We start from the raw sequence: 18,260 nt of genomic DNA, 5'->3' as shown, positions 1-18,260 counted from the left end.
ATCGCCGTAGTCTCATTCCATGGCGTACGTTCTCGATCTCGTCACGGCCGATGATCTGGCCGATGTCGGTGGCAAGTCCCGCAACCTGGGGATTCTGCTGCGCGCCGGTTTCCCGGTGCCGCCCGGTTTCTGCGTCACCACGACCGGCTACCGGGAGGCGGTCGGCGACCGGCTGACCGGCGTTCTCACCGCCCTGGCGGCCGCGGCGGACGACCCGGCCGCGCTGCACCCGCTCGCCCAGCACGCTCGCCGGATCGTCGGCGAGGCGCCGGTGCCGGCGGAGGTGGCCGCGGAGATCACCGCCGCGTACGCCGCACTCGGCACCGACGTACCCGTCGCGGTGCGGTCCTCGGCCACCGCCGAGGATCTGGAAGGGGCGAGCTTCGCCGGCCAGCAGGACACCTATCTCAACGTGGTCGGCGCCGAGGCTGTGCTCGACGCCGTCCGGCGCTGCTGGGCCTCGTTGTGGACCGACCGGGCGGTGAGTTATCGGGCGAGCAACGGCATCGAACCGTCGAGCGTGGCGCTGGCCGTGGTGGTCCAACAGCTGATCGACGCCACCGCCGCCGGCGTGATGTTCACCGCCGACCCGGTCGCCGGCACCCGCCACCGGGCGGTGATCGATGCCAGTCCGGGGCTCGGCGAGGCGGTCGTGTCCGGTGCGGTGAACCCCGACCACCTCGTCGTCGACAGCTCGTCGGGGCTGGTACTCGCCCGCCGCAACGGCGACAAGCGGGTCGCGATCCGGGCGCTGTCCGGCGGCGGAACGACCTCTCAGTCGTTGGCGGACGGCAGCGCTGACGGCTGCCTGTCCGACGCTCAGGCGGCCGAGTTGGCCCGGCTCGGTGCCGAGGTCGAGCGACACTACGGCGCGCCCCAGGACACCGAGTGGGCGCTGGATGCGGCCGGCCGGTTCTGGCTGACCCAGGCGCGACCGATCACCACACTGTATCCGCTGCTCAACCGGCCGGACGCCTACGGCACCCGGCTGTTCCTCTGCGCTTCCCTTGCCCAGGGACTGACCCGCCCGTTCACGCCGATGGGCCTGGCCAGCCTGCGGCTGATCGGCACCTCGATCGCGCGGGTCGCGCTGCACTCCCGACCGGCCGATCCGCGATCCGGCCCGAGCGCGCTGCAGATCGCCGGGATGCGGCCCTTCATCGACGCGACCGCTGCGTTCCGGCACCCGATGGCCCGGCGGCTGGTGCTGGCCGCGCTCGGCGTGATGGAGGCCCGCGCCGCGGCCGTGGTCGGCTCGCTCACCGACGATCCCAGGTTCGCGGTCGAGCCGGCCGGCCGCGCCGGTTTCGTCGGCGGTGTGGCCCGGGTGATGGTCCGGACCCGGCTCCCGCTGCACGCCGTTCTCGCCGTGATCTCCCCCGACCTGGCCGTCCGCCGGATCGAACGGTCGAAGGCGGGGCTCCGCCGAGCCCTGACGGTGCCCGCGACCGCCGACGCGGCCGAGCGGCTCGACTTCGTCGAGCGCGTGCTCTCCACCGACACCTTCCTGCTGATGCCGTCGACGTTCGGTTACGCCATCCCCGGCTTCGCGGCCCAGGCGCTGGCCCGCCGGCTGCTGGGCGACCGGGCCACCCGCGAGGAGATCCAGACCGTGCTGCGCGGTCTGCCGAACAACGTGACCACAGAGATGGACCTCGAACTGTGGGAGCTGACCGAGCAGGTGCGGGCCGATCCGGCCTCGGTGGCCGCGTTCGGTGCGTCGGTCCCCGACCTGGCCGAGGCGTACGCGTCCGGCGCCCTCCCCCGCGTCGCGCAGCAGGGCCTGGCCCGATTCCTGCGGACGTACGGTCATCGGGCGGTCGCAGAGATCGACCTCGGCATGCCACGCTGGGGTGACGACCCGACCCACCTGCTGGGCGTGGTCAGGAACTACCTGGCGCTGGACGACCCGGCCCTGGCGCCGGCCGCGCAGTTCGCGGCCGGCGAGGCCACCGCCGAGACCATGATCGCCGAGCTGGTCCGGCGGGTCGGTGGGCCGGGTTCGGCGCGCGGCCGGGTCCTCGGGTTCGCGCTCGACCGCGCGCGGCGGCTGACCGGGCTGCGGGAGAGCCCCAAGTTCTTGCTGGTGCTCTCGCTCGCGATGCTGCGCGAGCAGCTGCAGCGGGTCGGCGAGGCGCTGGTCCGTCGCGGCGCGCTGGCCGACGCCGACGACGTCTTCTTCGTCGACCTGGCGGAGGCCCGGAGCGGACTCGACGGCACGGACTTGAGGCCGGTGGCGACGGCGAACCGCGCGACGTACGCCGCCGAGCTGCGCCGCCGGCACATCCCGCGGATCCTGCTCTCCGACGGCACCGAACCCGAGGCCACCCTCCGGCCGAAGGATGCACCGGCCGGCGCCCTGCTCGGCAGTCCCGCCTCGGCCGGCACCGTCACCGGCCGGGCCCGGGTGGTGCTGGACCCGGTCGGCGCGCATCTCGACCCCGGCGAGATCCTCGTCGCCCCGTCCACCGACCCGGGCTGGACGCCGCTGTTCCTCACAGCGGGCGCCCTGGTGATGGAGATGGGCGGCTCGAACTCGCACGGCGCGGTGGTCGCCCGGGAATACGGCATCCCGGCCGTGGTCGGGGTGGCCGACGCTACCCACCGGCTCCGCACCGGCGACCTGATCACCGTGGACGGTGCGGCCGGACTGGTCAGCCCCGCGGCCTCTTCCGCGGCGGCGCCGGAAGCACAGACGGCGATGGTCGGCTGACCACTCGCGCCCCTGAAGAATTAGTACGAGTTCCGGCACTCGATGTCCGGGTGACCCTCTGCCCGTGTGAGGATGCTTACGGTCGCTATGCGTGACCACGACAGTTTCCACACATGACCGGCCGGGGTGGTCGGTCGAGAGGAGTTCGTGATGTCAGATCGAGTGCTGTCGACCGAAGAGGCGAAGGCAGCGATCCGGGATATTCAGCGGATCATCAACGGCGGCTTGACCGAGCAGCTGGGCCAGCTCGACACGAACGGCCAGAAGCTGTCCCGGCCCGATGTGTGGGACGGCCCGTTGGCGACGACGTTCCGGAATTCGACCTGGCCGGAGACCAAGACGGCGCTGCAGAAGGCGAAGACCGAGCTGGAGGAGCTGCACCAGCAACTGAACAAGATCGCCACCAACATCTTCACCGCGGGCGGCGGCGCCTGATCTCGGGTCGCGTTCGTGTCTTTCCGGGCGCGGTCGTGGAGCTAGCTCCGGGCCGGCGCCCGATCAACCCGCAAGCGAAGTAGTCGCCCGTGCCGACCCGGGTGCCGCCTGCCGTTTCGTAGCGGGCGGCACCGGGTGGCTCGCGCGATCAGGAGGAGAGCTGATGGGCGACCTCGGCGCCATCGAGGAAGATGTTCCGTTCGACTTCGGAGTCGCGACCGTGTTCGCGACCGCGTGTGACAACGCCGCCAGCGCGGTCGATGGTCAGGCCGGGTCCCGGGCGACCTGGGTGTCGACCGGGTTGACCGACTTCAAGGGCCACTTCTCCGAACTGTTCCGGACCAATGCCGCGACGGCGGCGGGTGATGCGACCGAGTTGTCGGCCCGGCTGCGGGAGGTCGCGACCGGTGTCCGGAAGCTGGCCGAGGAGGCCCGGAAGGAGCAGCAGCGACGCGAGACGGCACGGGCGTGGAAGAAAGAGCACGACGACCGGAACATCTTCGAGAAGGGCTGGGACTGGGCCACCGGTGGGGATGATCCGCCGGTCGGGCCGCCGGCGGCGGAGCCGACGATCGCGGGGTCGCCGTCGGTGAACCGGTCCCGGCAGACCCCGGCCCCCGGCGGCTCCGGCGGTGGCGGCGGGGGTGGTACGTCGTCGGCGCGGCCGTCGAAGCTGCGGAGTTTCGCGTCGTCGTCGAAGGGCGCGAACGATGATCTGCGGCCGAAGCCGGCGGCATTGCGGGCGGACTTCTCCAGTTTCGAGTCGTCGTGCCGGTGGGGTCGGTTGGACGCGTCCGGGGTGTTTGTCGGGTTCGACAAGTGGCTGGCGGCGAACGACGAGGACGTGACCTGGGCGACCACGGTCGCCGACGCGTTCGCCGCGGCGGGCGGTGAGGGCAACGTCTCGACGTTGTCGAACAGTGCGCTGGCGGCCGCGCTGCGGGCTGCGGGTGTGGATGCGTCCCGGCAGGATCTGACGATCGAGCCGCCGCAGGCGTACGGGAATCCGCCGACGACCGGCTATGCGAACGATCCGGTGAACACCTCGACCGGCAACTTCGTCGAGAACGAGACCGACCTGGCCTTCCCTGGTGCGGCCGCGCTGCTGGTGTGGGGGCGGAGCTACAACTCGTTCGATCCGGGCACTGGCGGGTTCGGGCCGGGCTGGTCGTCGCTGGCCGAGGTCGGCCTGACGTTCGACACCGAGGGGGTAGCCCGCTTCCGGCTCCCGGACGGACGACAGCTCGTGTTTCCCCGGCTCGGCCAGGGCTGGGACCGAGCGGTCGGCGAGAGTGTCTGGCTCACTGCGGCACCCGAGGACCGGTTGCGGGTAGCGGGGACGGATGGGTCGTGGTGGTCGTTCACCGCCGCCGGATCCCTGCTGAGTTTCGGTGTCGGGCCGGAAGAGGACGGGAACCTGGTCCGGATCGAACACGACGCCGCCGGCCGGCTGGTCCGGCTGGAGCACGGCCGCGGCCGGTCGATCGACCTGGACTGGGGGTCGGTGGGCGGCGCCGAGCGGATCGTCGCCGCCTCCGGCTCCGACGGCCGCACCATCTCCTATTCGTATGACGCCGACGGCCGGCTGACCGCCGCGGCCGGTCCGTTGGGGTCCCGGACGTACCGGTGGGCGGAGTTCGGCGGACGCCACCTGATCGCCGCCGTCCTGGATGCGGACGGTGTGGTGGAGGCGGAGAACGACTACGACCAGTCGGGCCGGGTCGTCGCTCAGCGGTCGCCGTTCGGCCGGACCACCCGGTTCGCGTATCTGCCGGGCCGGGTCACGGTGGTCTCCGATGCCGATGGGACTCGGTCGAACACCTGGATCGCCGACGACCGGGGCCGGTTGATCGGCGTCGTCGACGCCGACGAGCACCGGCAATCGACCAGCTACGACCGGTACGGCAATCCGGTCCTGCTCACCGAGCGGGACGGGTCGACCACGGTGCATGAGTACGACGGCCGGGGCCGCCGGGTCCGGACCGTCACCCCGTCCGGGGCGGACCTGACCTGGGGCTACGACGAGCAGGACCGGGTGACCACGGTGGTCACCGAGGCCGGTGCCGTCACCGGGTACGGCTACACCGGCGAGCAGCGGAATCCGTCGACGGTCACCGACCCGGAGGGTGGGATCACCCGGCTCGACTGGAACCGGGGGCTGCTCCGGCGGGTGGTCGACCCGACCGGGGTCGAGGTGGCTTACGACTACGACGCCCACGGTGACCTGATCGCCACTACCGACGCCGACGGCAACACGGCGCGGTTGGAACGCGACCCGGCGGGCCGGGTCACCGCAGCGGTCACGCCGTCCGGACGTCGCACGAGCTACGGCTACGACCCGGTCTCCGGGTTGCTGATCTCCCGGCTGAATCCGGACGGCGGACTCTGGGCCTACGAGTACACCTCCGGCGGCCGGTTGACCGCCACCGTCGACCCGCTGGGCGCCCGAACCACTGTCGAACACGGCGAGCACGGTGAGGAGACCCGCACCGTCGACCCGATCGGCCGCGCGATCACCCGGACCCTCGACGACCTCGGCAACCTGGCCTCGGCCGACCTGCCCGACGGCTCCACCTGGCGGTTCGCCCACGACGCGCTGTCCCGGCTGGTCGCCACGACCGACCCGACCGGAGCGGTCTGGACCCGGGAGTACGACCCGGCCGGCAACCTGGCCGCCACCGTCGACCCGACCGGCGGCCGGCGGGGTGTCGCGCTGGACGCCGGCACCGGGCAGGTCACCGTCGACGACGGCGAGATGTCCGTGGTCGACGGCTTCGACCCGCTCGGCCGGGCGACCACGCTCGGCCAGCCCGACGGCACGGCCGCCCTGCTGACCTACGACCGCTGCGGCCGGCCGGTCGAGGCCCTCGACGCCGACGGTGCGCTCACCCGGTACCGCCGCGACCCGGCCGGACGGATCGTCGACGTGACCGGCCCGACCGGGGCGGTCACCCGCTACGCCTACGACCGGTGCGGCCGGCTCGCAGCGGTGACCGACCCGCTCGGCGGCCGGACCACGATCGAGTACGACGCCGACGGCCGGCCGGTCCGGCAGACCCTGCCGACCGGTGAGGTCGCCACGTCGGAGTTCGACGTGTGCGGCCGGGTGGTCGCGCATCACCGGCCGGGGGCCGGCACGTCGAGGTACGTCTACGACCTGGCCGGCCGGGTGGTCGAGACCCGCGATCCACGCAACGGCCACCGCCGGTTCTCCTACGATGCGGCCGGCCAGCTGGTCACGGTCACCGACGGCAACGGCGGGGTCACCCGCTACACCTACGACGCATGTGGTCGGGCGGTCGAGATCACCAACCCGGTCGGTGGGGTGACCCGGCGCGTCTTCGACGCGATGAACCGGTGCGTCGCCGAAACCGATCCGATCGGACGGACCACCAGGGCCGGCTACGACCCGGCCGGCCGGCTGGCCTGGCAGGACAACCCCGACGGCCGGCGGCTGTCTTGGACCTACGACTCGGCCGGCCGGCCCGTATCGATGGCCGTCGACGGACGGACCGTCACCGCGCTCACCCGGGACCTGCGCCGCCGCACCGTCCGGATCCACGACACGACCGGCGACCGGCCCTGCGAACACGAGCTGGAATGGAACGGCCGCGGCCAGCTCATCCGCCGCGCCCGGGACGGCCGCGAGCTGACCTGGGCCTACGACGCCGCCGGCCGGCGGACGTCGATGACGACCCCCGACGGGCACACCACCCGCTACGGCTGGGACGCTGCCGACCGGCTCACCTGGATCGACCATCCGCTCCTCGGCCGGGCCGTGTTCGACCGGGACGCCAGCGGCCGGCTGATCTCCGCCACCGCCGGCGGGATCATCCAAGCCTGGGAACACGACGATGGCCACGTCGTCGCCCACATCCTGACCGACGGCGACGGTGCCAGCCGGACCGCCATCGAACGGGACGCCGACGGCCGGATCGTCCAGATCCGCCGCGACGACGCCGCCGGGCCGGAGATCACCGACTACGGCTACGACGGCGCCTGCCAGCTGGTCCAGGCCCGGACCCGCCGCGACGACGGCACCGGGTCGCTCGCCCGCTGGCGCTATGACCCGGCCGGCCGGCTGATCGCCGAGACGGTCGACGAGGCGACCCGGCGTCACGTCTACGACCTGGCCGGGCAGCTTCTCGCCACCATCGACGCGGACGGGCGGCGCCTGACGTACGACTATGACGGCGCGGGTCGCCGCACCAAGGTCTCGGACGAGCGCGGGCCGATCCGCGAGTTCAGCTGGAACGCGACCGGCTACCTGACCGGGATCACCCGGCACGCCGCCCACTCCTCGAACACCACGGACCAGGTGCGCCGGACCCGGGTGCACGCCGACGCCCTCGGCGAACTGGCCGACGTCGACGGCGCAACGATCTTCTGGGATACCGCCGCATACGCCGGCGCCCCCGTCCTGGTCGGCGACACCCCGATCCTGGCCGCCGGACCGGTCACCGGTATCGACGACCGATGGACCGCACCCGGCTGGCGGACCGGGCGCGCCACCGGCGGCGACCCGTGGGCCGCGGCCGACGGCGGCCATGCCCTCGGTGACGCCGAACTCGCCGTCGACGGCTCCGGCGACCTCAGTGTCGGCGGGCTCGACTGGCTGGGCGCCCGGGTCTACGACCCGGCCAGCCGCGGGTTCTTGTCGACCGACCCGGTCGAGCCGACCACCGGCGCCGGCTGGTCCGGCAACCCGTACTCCTACGCCGGCAACGACCCGCTGCACGCCCTCGACCCGACCGGACTGCACCCCGTCACCGACGCCGAGCTGCAGGCCTACCGCGACAGCAACGGCCTCGGCGGCGCCCTCAACAGCGCCTGGAACGCCACCAAAGACTGGATGAAGGACAACTGGGAGTACGTCGCCGGCGGCGCCATGGTCATCGCCGGCGGCGTGCTGATCGCCACCGGGGTCGGCGGACCCGTCGGCATGATGCTGGTCTCCGCCGGCGCCGACACGATCATCCAAAAGGCCACCACCGGCTCCGTCGACTGGGGCCAGGTCGCCGTCTCCGGCGTCCTCGGGGGCGTCGGCGGCGGTGCGGCCCTCGCCGCCAAAGCCGGCGCCACCGGACTCAGGGCCGCCGTGATCAGTGGCGCCTACTCCGGCGCCATCGGCGGAGCCGGCAGCGGCGGCTACTCCTATCTGCGCAACCCCGGCCCGCACACCGTCGGCGGCTTCCTCCTCGCCACCGGCGAGGGCGCCGGCGCCGGCGCCCTCATGGGCGGGGCCGGCGGAGCCGCCGGACATGGCATCACGACCGGAATTGCCTCCCTCCGCGGGGGCGTCAGTACCGCCGCCGGTCACGTCGGTGGCGGAGTGGCCGATCCGGGTGTGGGCACCGCGACCAAGACGCTGAACGACGTCCCGACGACACCATCAGCCCCGAGTCCGGCTCCGGTTACTGCACCGCGGAGCTCGGTGAACGAGGGCATCTACATCGTCGACTCGACGGACGGTGTGTACGTTGGGCAGTCCAACGACATCGACCGCCGATTGTCCGAGCACGTCAACGCCGGCAAGTTCACCCAGGACGAGGTGGACAAGGCGGCCCGGCAGGAGGTTCTCGGTGGCAAGACCCAACGAGAGATCTCGGAGCAAACCATGATCGACCGGCTCGGAGGCAAGGACGAATTGTTGAACAAGGTCAATCCCATCGGGCCGAAACGCGTTCACCTGATGCCCCAGCCCTACTCCCGTCCGGGGCTTTGAGGATGCGGTTCGACGATCGGCACGAGGTCGTGATCAACGGCCCTTGGGTCGAGCAGATGGAGACCGCGGTAAGGACCGGGGTCGCGGACCGCGTCGTCTGCAACTATGCCCTCGGCTTCGACGAGCCGGACCTCCGGTTCCTGGAATACCTGCCGATCAAGCAACTCGTTGTTCTCGATCCCCGGATCACCGACCTCGCCCCGATCTACACCCTCGCCGCGAGCCTCGAACTATTGCACCTCACCGTCGATCCGGACGTCACCGTCGATCTCGGCGCACTTCCCCGGCTCACCGACTTCTCTGCCGGCTGGACCCAGGCCGCCGACACGCTGAGTGCAGCCCGCGGACTGCAGCGCGTCGCACTCGGCGGCTACCGACCCGACGATCTCACCCCGCTCGCCGGCCTCGACTCGCTGACCAGCATCTCGATGAAAGACCGACCACGAATCCGATCGCTTGCCGGACTCGGACAACTCCCCGAGGTCACCCATCTCGGCATCTACGCGGCCTCCCGACTTGACGACGTCGCCGACCTCCGCGGACGCAGCCGGATCGAGACCCTCTACCTCCAGGCCTGCCCCAAACTCGGCACCACCGAGGACCTCGACGGCTGCACCGGCCTCCGCAAGCTCAACCTCGCCGAAGGCGCCGAACTCGACACCTGCGCGCCGCTCGGCGCCCTTGCCGCACTCGAGGAGCTCTATCTGTACGGCAGCACCCGGTTCACCGATGGCGATCTCGGCCCGATCGCCACGCTGCCCCATCTCACCGAGCTCCGGATGCAGAACCGGCGCCACTACCGACCGACCGTCAAAGACATCCAAGCCAGGATCGCCCACCGCGCGGATGGCGGGCGCTGAAGGACCAGACTTCAGTGAGCTTCATGGGAGGCGACGAGCTGACGCTGTGCGGCGACCGATGGGCTCCGGTCACCGCCCGGATCGGTTTCCTGCGCGCGCCGCTCGAGGACGTCGCAACCGCCCTCCTGGACTGGCGACGGTCCATCCACGGCACTGCTGAGCGCACGGACCTGGCCAACGGCCTGGCGGCGAACGTCGACCGGCTCGAACCGCTCACCGCCGGCGTACGACCGAGAGAACTGCTCGTCGCCACCCAGGCCCCCGACTGGACCGCCGTCTTCGACTGTGGCGTCCAGGGCGGGGACCAGGTGACCACCGTCGGCTACCTCGCCCGAACCATCCCCACCAACGGCGTCTGCGTCGCCTCGATCCCTGACCGGCGCGCCACAGCCGACCTGCCCGACCGCTACGGCGCCCGCCAACTCGAGATCTTCTCCCCCCTGGCGACCGATTTCATGAACTACACGCGCACGCTTTCGGTCGTCCGCGACGGAGCCCGATGGCGCTTCGACGCCAACGGCACCGTCCAGGACTTCGAGGACACCGGCGCCTACCGACAGCGCAAGATCGCCGACCGATTCACATCCCAACTGCTGCACGACTACGCCGCCGCCCTCGACCTGCGCCCATGGGACCTCGACTTCTATCCCGGCCCCTGCGTCCTGATCACCAACCCCGCCGTTCCACCACTGCCCGACTGGGTCCTCACCATCGCCCAAGCCCAACGCCGCACCGGTATCAGCGTCGGCACCGAGGGCTGACGCGCAGTCGGGCGCCGATGGACCGAAGCCGCCAGGACGCCGCGAGTCAGGGATAGGAAACCAGCGTCGATGATCACCGCAGCGCAGCTGAGGCGCCGTTGGTCGCAGCCCGACCGGCTACGGCTCGTCCGCGAGACACGCGCCTGGCTCGCGGGTCAGGGCCAGCGACCCGGTGGCCTGGACGAGCACCGGGGACGGACCGATCTCCGCGGGATCCCGTTGACCGCGAGCCCGGCCACCATCGGCGACAAGGACGACCCCTCCGCGGGCGTCGTCTGGGAATCGCTCGACCTGTCCGGCGCACAGCTCGAACAACTCCGCGTCTTCGCCGGCACCATCACCAACTGCGTCTTCGACGGCGCCGGCCTCGCGGGACTGCGGCTGTGGGGCAGCGCCATCGCCGACAGCACGTTCCGCCGCGCCGACCTCCGAGGCGGCGCCCTCGGCACCGCCGTCTGGCAGGGCAGACGCAACACCTGGCGAAACGTGGTGTTCGACCGCGCCAACCTCCGTGAAGCCACCTTCACCGCAGCCATCCTCGACACCTGCAGCTTCGAGAAGACGTCCAAGCAGCTGCATCTCGTCGACTGCGACGTCAGAGCCTGCCACTTCCGCGGCGAGTTGAATTCGCTGGTGATCGACGGACGAGGCCACCGGCATCGCGTCGACCCATCCGCGTTCTCCGCCGACTTCAGCCAGGCCGTTTTCCGGAATTGCTCGATCATCGGTTACCGCGTGGACAACGTCGTCCTTCCCGCGCAAGACGATCTCGTCGTGCTTCGTCGCTATCCCGGGCTTCTTCGAGCGGCTCGTGACTGGCTCCTCCGTCCCGACGCCACGGAGCTGGAACGCAGGACAGCAGGAATCCTCGACTACCCGCTCAAGGCGCCGGGCACCGAAGACTCCGACTACTGTTTCGACCTCAACGGATTCGACGATCCCGACACGATCGCCGTCCTGGGCCGGGCCTTCGCCCACGTTCAAGGGCACTGACCCGCGACATATCGAACGCGCCGACCCCCCAACCTGTCGGCGGCGCAACCAGCGGAGTGTCGGCGCCTTCGCGGGCCCTCTGGCACTCGCCCACCGAACCCTTGGACTCTGTGGCGAGGACGGCCTCGGGTCAAACGTTGACGTAGGAGGCGATGAGCATGGCGAGCAGTGTGCAGCTGAGAGGGCGGGCTGTCCGCGATCCGAGCCGTCGGCGCCCGGTCGTCGCCGTGGCCCTCGCCGCCGTGCAGGCGCTGGTCGCCGTCAACGCGGTGATCGGCGGTTGGCAGCTGATCGCCACCGGATTCGGGATCCCGCCGGAGTGGTTGGCGCGGACTCCGTTCTCCGGATGGGTCTGGCCGGGTGTGTTGTTGTGGTTGACGGTCGGCGTGCCGCAGTTCGTCGGGGTGGGCGCCGCACTCGTCCGGACGCCGTGGTGGCCGCAGATCGGCTGGCGGGTCGGCCTGCTGACCGGTGCGGGCTTGCTCGCCTGGATCCTGGTGCAACTCGCAGTCCTTCAGCACTACTTCTTCCTTCAGCCGGTGATCGCCGGCGTCGGACTGGTCGAGATCGCTTTGGCCGTCGGCTGGCGGCATCTGGCCACATCTCGGCTCGGTTGAGGGACGCGTCATGCCGAGTCATGCTGGTGCTGGCCGTCCCGCTGCTCCTCGTCGGGCAGGCGACGACCCTCCTCGGCAGCCGGCGAGGGTTGGCCGTCTGGTGTGTCGGTGTGACGCGGCGACCACACGCCGATCCGCGACACGCCCCGGAGGAACGAACTCAGCCCAGCGCGGCGAAGACCCGCTCGGAGACCTCGTCGATGCCGCCCAGGCCGTCGACCTCGACCAGCAGGCCGCGGTCGCGATAGACGTCCAGCAGCGGCGCCGTCTGCTCGGCATAGACCTGCTGGCGCCGGCGGATGGTCTCCTCGTTGTCGTCGGCGCGGCCCTCGATCTCGGCCCGCTTGAGCAGCCGGCCGACGACCTCGTCCTCGTCGGCGGTGAGCGAGATGACCGAGTCGATCGGGGCGCCGATCGAGGCCAGGTGGGCGTCGAGGTTGTCCACCTGCTGCAGCGTCCGCGGATACCCGTCCAGCAGGAAGCCGGGGTCGCAGTCGGACTGGCAGAGCCGCTCGGCCACGATCTGGTTGGTGATCTCGTCGCTGATGTAGCCGCCGGATGCCATGATCTCGCGGACCTGCTTGGCCAGCGGCGTGTCCGCGGTCTGCATCGCGCGGAAGATGTCCCCGGTGGAGATGGCGGGGATGCCGTAGTGGGCGGCGATCAGCTTCGCCTGGGTGCCCTTGCCGGCTCCGGGCGGCCCCATGATGAGAAGTCGCATCAGCGCAAGAACCCTTCGTAGTTGCGTTGCTGGAGCTGGCTTTCGATCTGCTTCACGGTGTCGAGGCCGACGCCGCAGATGATGAGGATTGAGGTGCCGCCGAACGGGAAGTTCTGGTTCGCGTTCAAGAAGATGAAGGCAACCGACGGCAGTAGCGCGATCAGGCCCAGATAGAGCGAGCCCGGGAAGGTCAGCCGGGACAAGACGTAGGACAGGTAGTTCTCGGTCGGCTTGCCGGCCCGGATCCCGGGGATGAAGCCGCCGTACTTCTTCATGTTGTCCGCCACCTCTTCGGGGTTGAAGGTGATGGCCACGTAGAAGTAGCAGAAGAACACGATCAGCAGGAAGAACGTGATCATGTAGACCGGATGGTCGCCGCGGACGAAGTGCGCCTGGATCCAGGACGAGACCTTGGAGTCCGGCCGGAACTGGGCATACAGCGCCGGCAGATAGAGCAGCGACGAGGCGAAGATGACCGGGATGACGCCGGCCTGGTTGACCTTGATCGGGATGTACGTCGTGGTGCCGCCGAACATCCGGCGGCCGACCATCCGCTTCGCGTACTGCACCGGGATCCGGCGCTGGGACTGCTCGACGAAGATGACACCGGCCATCACGACCAGGCCCAGGGCCACCACCAGCAGGAAGACGATCCAACCGTTGGCACCCGGCCGGGCCACCCGCAGCGACCAGAGCGCGGCCGGGAAGGTGGCTGCGATCTGGGTGAAGATCATCACCGACATGCCGTTGCCGACGCCGCGCTCGGTGATCAGCTCGCCCATCCACATGATGACGCTGGTGCCGGCCGTCATGGTGAGGATCATCACCGAGATGGCGAAGACGCTGTCCGGCTTGTAGACGATGCCGGTGCAGCCGGTGAACAGCCGGTCGTTGACCGCCAGGGTCACGAACGCGGTCGAGTTCAGCACCGCCAGCACCAGGGTCAGATACCGGGTGTACTGGGTGATCTTCGCCTGGCCCGACGAGCCTTCCTTCTTCAACGCCTCCAGCCGCGGGATCACCACGGTGAGCAGCTGCAGGATGATGCTCGCGGTGATGTAGGGCATGATGCCCAGCGCGAAGATGGCCAGGTGCAGCAGCGCGCCACCCGAGAACAGGTTGATCAGCGAGTACAGACCCTGGGTGTCGCCGGACGTCGCCTGCTTCAGGCAGAAGTCGACCTGCTTCACGTTCACGTTCGGGACCGGGATGATGGATCCGAGCCGGAAGATGGCCAGGATCATCAGGGTGAAGAAAATCTTCTTCCTCAGGTCCGGGGTCCGGAATGCGTTGGCGAACGCTGAGAGCACTCCACCCCTCCTTTTCACTTCCTCGTAGCAGACGTCCCGACCGTACGCACGCACGCAAACGCGCTCCCGCGAGTCCGGGACCGCCCGACTCTATCAAGGACTGGCGCCGGGGTGGACATCGCGCGAACCGGCGGCGAGCGCGGCCGCGCTGCTCGACTATCGACGCGTGGTCTGGTGATGCCACTGAGGGATTCCCTAAGGTGGTGCTCATGAAGATCCTGGTCGGCTACATTCCGACGCCCGAGGGCCTCGCCGCGGTGGACTACGCGATCGCCGAGGCGAAGCACAACGGCGCCAGCCTGACGGTGCTCAACACCGCCAAGAACGGGGACTACTCCGATCCGCAGTTCGCGACCGCCGAGGACGTCGACACGCTGGACACCCAGCTGAAGAGCGCGGGCATCGACCACGAGATCCGCCGCCCGACCGACGGCAAGCCGGCGGCCGAGGCGATGCTGGAGACCGCGACGGACGTCCAGGCCGATCTGATCGTCATCGGCATCCGCCGGCGCAATCCGCTGGGCAAGCTCATCACCGGCAGCACGGCGCAGGCCATCCTGCTCGGCGCCGACTGCCCGGTCGTCGGGGTCAAGCCCGCGATGCGCTCGCAGGGCCGGCCGGCGCACGACACCTCGGGCGACGTCCCCACTGCGTGGCGCGCCGCTCAGCCCGGGGTCGAGATCTCGTAGTCCCCGCTCGGCGAGCCGTCCAGGACGCTCGTCAGCTGGCCAGTTCGTCCTCGACGAACCGCTGCCGACCGGCGAGATAGCCGGTGACCGCCTGCGGCACCAGCAACGCCGCCATGAACGCGGTCGGCAGCAGCCAGCCGTGGGTGCGCTCGTACAGGACGCCGACCAGGATCGGCGCGCCGACGGAGAGCAGGTAGCCGATCCCCTGCGCGAATGTGGACAGCTTCACCACGCCGGACGGCGTCCGCGCCCGCAGCCCGATCATCGTCAGGGCCAGCGGGAAGGTGGACTGAGAGACGCCGAGCAGCAGCACCCACAGCCACGGTGCGGCTGCCGGTGCCAGCCCGATCCCGGCATAGGCGACGACTCCGATCGCGCTGAGCGCGACCACCAGCCCGCCCTGACTGCGCATCCGGCCGGCGACCGTGGGTAGCAGGAACGACAAGGGGATGCCGATCGCCGGGGTCGCCGCGAGCAGCAGGCCCGCGGTCTCGGCGGAGAAGCCGGCGTCGCGGAAGATCTGCGGGAGCCAGCCCATCACCATGTAGGCGCCCGAGCTCTGCAGGCCGAAGAAGACTGCCAGCGCCCAGGCCGTCCGACTGCGGCGCACGGCCGGCCCGTGCGGCTGCCCGGCGGCCCGCTCGGTGGCGTCCTGGGCCTCGCGGCGCGGCCGGTCCCGGCGGAGCAGCGGTGTCCAGGCCAGGGCCGCGAGCAGGGCCGGGATCGCCCAGACGGCGAGCCCGGCCTGCCAGTGGCCGCCGAGCGCGCCGGTCAGCGGCACGGTGACCGCCGCGGCAAGTGACGCGCCGAGGGTGAGCCCCATCGAATAGAACCCGGTCATCGTGCCGACCCGGTGGGGGAAGTACTTCTTCACCGCCACCGGCATCACGACGTTGGCCACCCCGATCGCGCCGAGCGCGACCGCGCTGAGCGCGATGAAGCCGCCCGTGCCACCACCGACGTACGGCCGGAGCGCGAGACCGACCGCGACGGTCGCGGCGGCGAGACAGAGCACCAGAGCCGGCCCCAGCCGGCGGACGAGCCGCGGGGCGAACGTACCGAAGACGACGAAGCAGAGGGCGGGGAACGCGGTGAGCAGGCCGGCGACGGCCCCGCTCATGCCCAGCCCGGCGCGGACCTCGGCCAGCAGCGGTCCGACGCTGGTCACGGCCGGCCGCAGGTTGAACGCGGTCAGCCCGATCGCCACGACGACTACCGCTGTCAGGGCGGCACCGAGTCGCGTCGCGGTCCGCCCGGCGTGGGCGGCGTCGCGCGCCGATTCGGTGGTCGCCGTCATCACAGAATCATATAATCATGGGATGAATCTTGGCCAATTGCCCCCGCGACCGGCCCGGGCAGAGGCGGTCATCGACCGGCTGCGGGCCCAGATCACCTCGGGCGCCTGGCCGGTCGGTTCGAAGATCCCGACCGAACCCGAGCTGGTCGCGCAACTCGGGGTCGCCCGGAACACCGTCCGGGAGGCGGTCCGGGCGCTCGCCCACAACGGGTTGCTGGACATCCGGCAGGGCTCGGGGACGTACGTCGTCGCGACCAGCGAGCTCGCCGCGGTGATGCAGCGTCGCTTCGCCCACGCCGAGACCCGGCACGTGGCCGAGCTGCGTTCGTCGCTGGAGTCGACCGCGGCCGGGCTGGCCGCCGGCCGGCGCACCGCCGAGGATCTGGGCCAGATCGACCGCGCGCTGGCCCACCGCGAGGACGCCTGGCGCTCCGGCGACGCGGCTGCGTTCGTCGACGCGGACACCGAGTTCCACCTCGTCGTGGTGGCCGCTTCGCACAACCCCGTGCTGCTCGACCTGTATGCCGACCTGATCGAGGTCGTCCGCGACTTCCTCCGCTCCGACGTCGGGCCAGAGCTGAACGAGCACGCGTACGTCGACCACGACCGGCTGGTCGAGGCGATCCGGGCCGGAAATTCCCAGGAGGCGGCTGCCGAGGCCGGCACCCACGCCTTCGTCTGGGAGCACTCCTGGCGCCGCTGACCCTCCCTGCTCCCCTGTCGGCCCCGGCCCCAGTCCCGGTCCAGTCCCGGCCAGCCCCGGTCCCCCCGGAAACTGTGCGGCTCTCGCAGCGACACGGCGGCCCGAGCTGCAACAGCTGCACAGTTTTCGGACGGGGACGGGCGCCGGGGACGGGGGCCGGGCCGGGGACCGGGTGTGCGGGCTGGCCCCGGGCCGCCCGAACCCGGTCGAGAAGAAGCACGAGGGGCGCCCGGTCGAAACCGGACGCCCCTCGACGATCGAGCTATCGAGCCTCAGAGCTCGGTGGTGCTCCCACCGGCCGCGGCGATCTTCTCCTTCGCGCTGCCGGAGAACGCGTGCGCGCTCACCTGCAGGGCGACGGTGAGGTCACCGTTGCCGAGCACCTTGACCGGCGAGCCGGCCCGGACCGCGCCGGCGGCGACGAGCTCGCCGACGCCGACCTGACCGCCCTCGGGAAACAGCTCACCGAGCCGGGCCACGTTGACGATCTGGTATTCGACCCGGAACGGGTTCTTGAAGCCACGCAGCTTCGGCACCCGCATGTGCATCGGCATCTGGCCGCCCTCGAAGTTCTCGCCGATGTTCTGGCGAGCCTTGGAGCCCTTGGTGCCGCGACCTGCGGTCTTGCCCTTCGAACCCTCGCCGCGACCGACCCGGGTCTTCGCGGTCTTCGCGCCGGGGGCCGGCCGGAGGTGATGAACCTTCAGCGTCATGTCAGTCGACCTCCTCGACACTGACCAGGTGGGGAACCGTGGCGAGCATGCCCCGGATCTCCGGACGATCTTCCTTGACGGCCTCGTCGCCGATTCGCTTCAAGCCGAGCGTGCGCAGCGTGTTGCGCTGGCCCGACGTGCCGCCGATCCCGGACTTGACCTGCTTGACCTTGAGCCGCACCATCACGCACTCACCTCGGCTCGAGCCTTGAGCAGCGCCGCCGGGGCGACGTCCTCGACCGGCTTGCTGCGCCGACGCGCGACGGCCTCCGGCTCCTCCAGCGACTGGAGGGCCTCGACGGTCGCGTGCACCACGTTGATCGCGTTGGACGAGCCGAGCGACTTGGCGAGCACGTCGTGCACGCCGGCGCACTCGAGCACCGCCCGGGCCGAACCGCCCGCGATCACACCGGTACCGGGCGAGGCCGGACGCAGCATGACCACACCGGCCGCCTTCTCACCCTGGACCGGGTGCGGGATGGTGCCCTGGATCCGCGGCACGCGGAAGAAGTGCTTCTTGGCCTCCTCCACGCCCTTGGCGATCGCGGCCGGCACCTCCTTGGCCTTGCCGTAGCCGACACCGACGGTGCCGTCGCCATCGCCCACCACGACCAGCGCGGTGAAGCTGAACCGGCGACCACCCTTGACGACCTTGGCCACCCGGTTGATCGCGACCACGCGCTCGATGTAGTTGCTCTTCTCCTGCTGCTGGCCGCCGCGCCG

At 70.8% G+C, this 18,260-nt stretch carries 15 protein-coding genes; 9 read left to right on the top strand and 6 right to left on the bottom strand.

Annotated features, from left to right (window positions below; genetic code table 11):
• Positions 1–19 precede the first annotated feature (19 nt).
• From ABD747_RS11020 to ABD747_RS10990, 7 genes are all read left to right on the top strand, one after another.
• The gene (locus tag ABD747_RS11020; protein ID WP_344804365.1) at positions 20–2,713 is read left to right on the top strand and encodes a PEP/pyruvate-binding domain-containing protein; all 2,694 of its coding nucleotides are present in this window, start codon (positions 20–22) and stop codon (positions 2,711–2,713) included.
• A 150-nt stretch (positions 2,714–2,863) separates the two neighbouring features.
• Positions 2,864–3,148 carry a pyrophosphorylase gene (locus tag ABD747_RS11015; RefSeq protein WP_344804363.1) on the top strand — a complete coding sequence of 95 codons (285 nt, stop codon included), beginning with the start codon at positions 2,864–2,866 and terminating at the stop codon, positions 3,146–3,148.
• Positions 3,149–3,311: 163 nt separating this feature from the next.
• Positions 3,312–8,873, top strand: coding sequence for a DUF6531 domain-containing protein (locus ABD747_RS11010; protein WP_344804361.1), 5,562 nt, complete (start codon positions 3,312–3,314; stop codon positions 8,871–8,873).
• A 2-nt stretch (positions 8,874–8,875) separates the two neighbouring features.
• A complete protein-coding gene (locus ABD747_RS11005; RefSeq protein ID WP_344804359.1) occupies positions 8,876–9,733 on the top strand; it encodes a leucine-rich repeat domain-containing protein in 858 nt (285 codons plus the stop codon).
• A gap of 14 nt (positions 9,734–9,747) precedes the next feature.
• On the top strand, positions 9,748–10,494 hold the full coding sequence (locus tag ABD747_RS11000) for a hypothetical protein (protein ID WP_344804357.1): 747 nt from the start codon (positions 9,748–9,750) through the stop codon (positions 10,492–10,494).
• 69 nt (positions 10,495–10,563) lie between these two features.
• On the top strand, positions 10,564–11,487 hold the full coding sequence (locus ABD747_RS10995; RefSeq protein ID WP_344804355.1) for a pentapeptide repeat-containing protein: 924 nt from the start codon (positions 10,564–10,566) through the stop codon (positions 11,485–11,487).
• Between the two features lie 158 nt (positions 11,488–11,645).
• Complete coding sequence (locus tag ABD747_RS10990) at positions 11,646–12,104, top strand: hypothetical protein (RefSeq protein WP_344804354.1); 459 nt, start codon at positions 11,646–11,648, stop codon at positions 12,102–12,104.
• 160 nt (positions 12,105–12,264) lie between these two features.
• Here the strand turns inward: ABD747_RS10990 and ABD747_RS10985 are convergent, their stop codons facing one another.
• Positions 12,265–12,825, bottom strand: a complete 561-nt coding sequence (locus ABD747_RS10985) for an adenylate kinase (protein WP_344804352.1) — start codon at positions 12,823–12,825, stop codon at positions 12,265–12,267.
• Complete coding sequence (gene secY, locus ABD747_RS10980) at positions 12,825–14,135, bottom strand: preprotein translocase subunit SecY (RefSeq protein ID WP_344804350.1); 1,311 nt, start codon at positions 14,133–14,135, stop codon at positions 12,825–12,827. The genes ABD747_RS10985 and secY overlap by 1 nt, the downstream gene beginning before the upstream one ends.
• Before the next feature lie 209 nt (positions 14,136–14,344).
• Here secY and ABD747_RS10975 point away from each other — a divergent pair, with 209 nt between their 5' ends.
• Positions 14,345–14,824 carry a universal stress protein gene (locus ABD747_RS10975; protein WP_344804348.1) on the top strand — a complete coding sequence of 160 codons (480 nt, stop codon included), beginning with the start codon at positions 14,345–14,347 and terminating at the stop codon, positions 14,822–14,824.
• Between the two features lie 31 nt (positions 14,825–14,855).
• Here the strand turns inward: ABD747_RS10975 and ABD747_RS10970 are convergent, their stop codons facing one another.
• Positions 14,856–16,121, bottom strand: a complete 1,266-nt coding sequence (locus tag ABD747_RS10970) for a CynX/NimT family MFS transporter (protein ID WP_344804346.1) — start codon at positions 16,119–16,121, stop codon at positions 14,856–14,858.
• A 22-nt stretch (positions 16,122–16,143) separates the two neighbouring features.
• Here ABD747_RS10970 and ABD747_RS10965 point away from each other — a divergent pair, with 22 nt between their 5' ends.
• Positions 16,144–16,824 carry a FadR/GntR family transcriptional regulator gene (locus ABD747_RS10965; RefSeq protein WP_344804344.1) on the top strand — a complete coding sequence of 227 codons (681 nt, stop codon included), beginning with the start codon at positions 16,144–16,146 and terminating at the stop codon, positions 16,822–16,824.
• 272 nt (positions 16,825–17,096) lie between these two features.
• Here the strand turns inward: ABD747_RS10965 and rplO are convergent, their stop codons facing one another.
• The 3 genes from rplO to rpsE all read right to left on the bottom strand — a co-directional run.
• Entirely contained in the window at positions 17,097–17,537 is a 441-nt protein-coding gene (rplO, locus tag ABD747_RS10960; RefSeq protein WP_344804342.1) for a 50S ribosomal protein L15, read from the bottom strand.
• A gap of 1 nt (position 17,538) precedes the next feature.
• A complete protein-coding gene (rpmD, locus tag ABD747_RS10955) occupies positions 17,539–17,721 on the bottom strand; it encodes a 50S ribosomal protein L30 (protein WP_344804340.1) in 183 nt (60 codons plus the stop codon).
• Positions 17,721–18,260 (bottom strand): 30S ribosomal protein S5 (gene rpsE / locus ABD747_RS10950; RefSeq protein WP_344804338.1); only part of this gene is annotated, 540 nt, incomplete at its 5' end. The genes rpmD and rpsE, both read right to left, overlap by 1 nt.

Origin of the sequence: Microlunatus ginsengisoli, from assembly GCF_039537205.1 — a bacterium.
Taxonomy (GTDB): Bacteria; Actinomycetota; Actinomycetes; order Propionibacteriales; family Propionibacteriaceae; genus Microlunatus; species Microlunatus ginsengisoli.
This window is presented reverse-complemented; position numbering and strand designations above follow the sequence as displayed.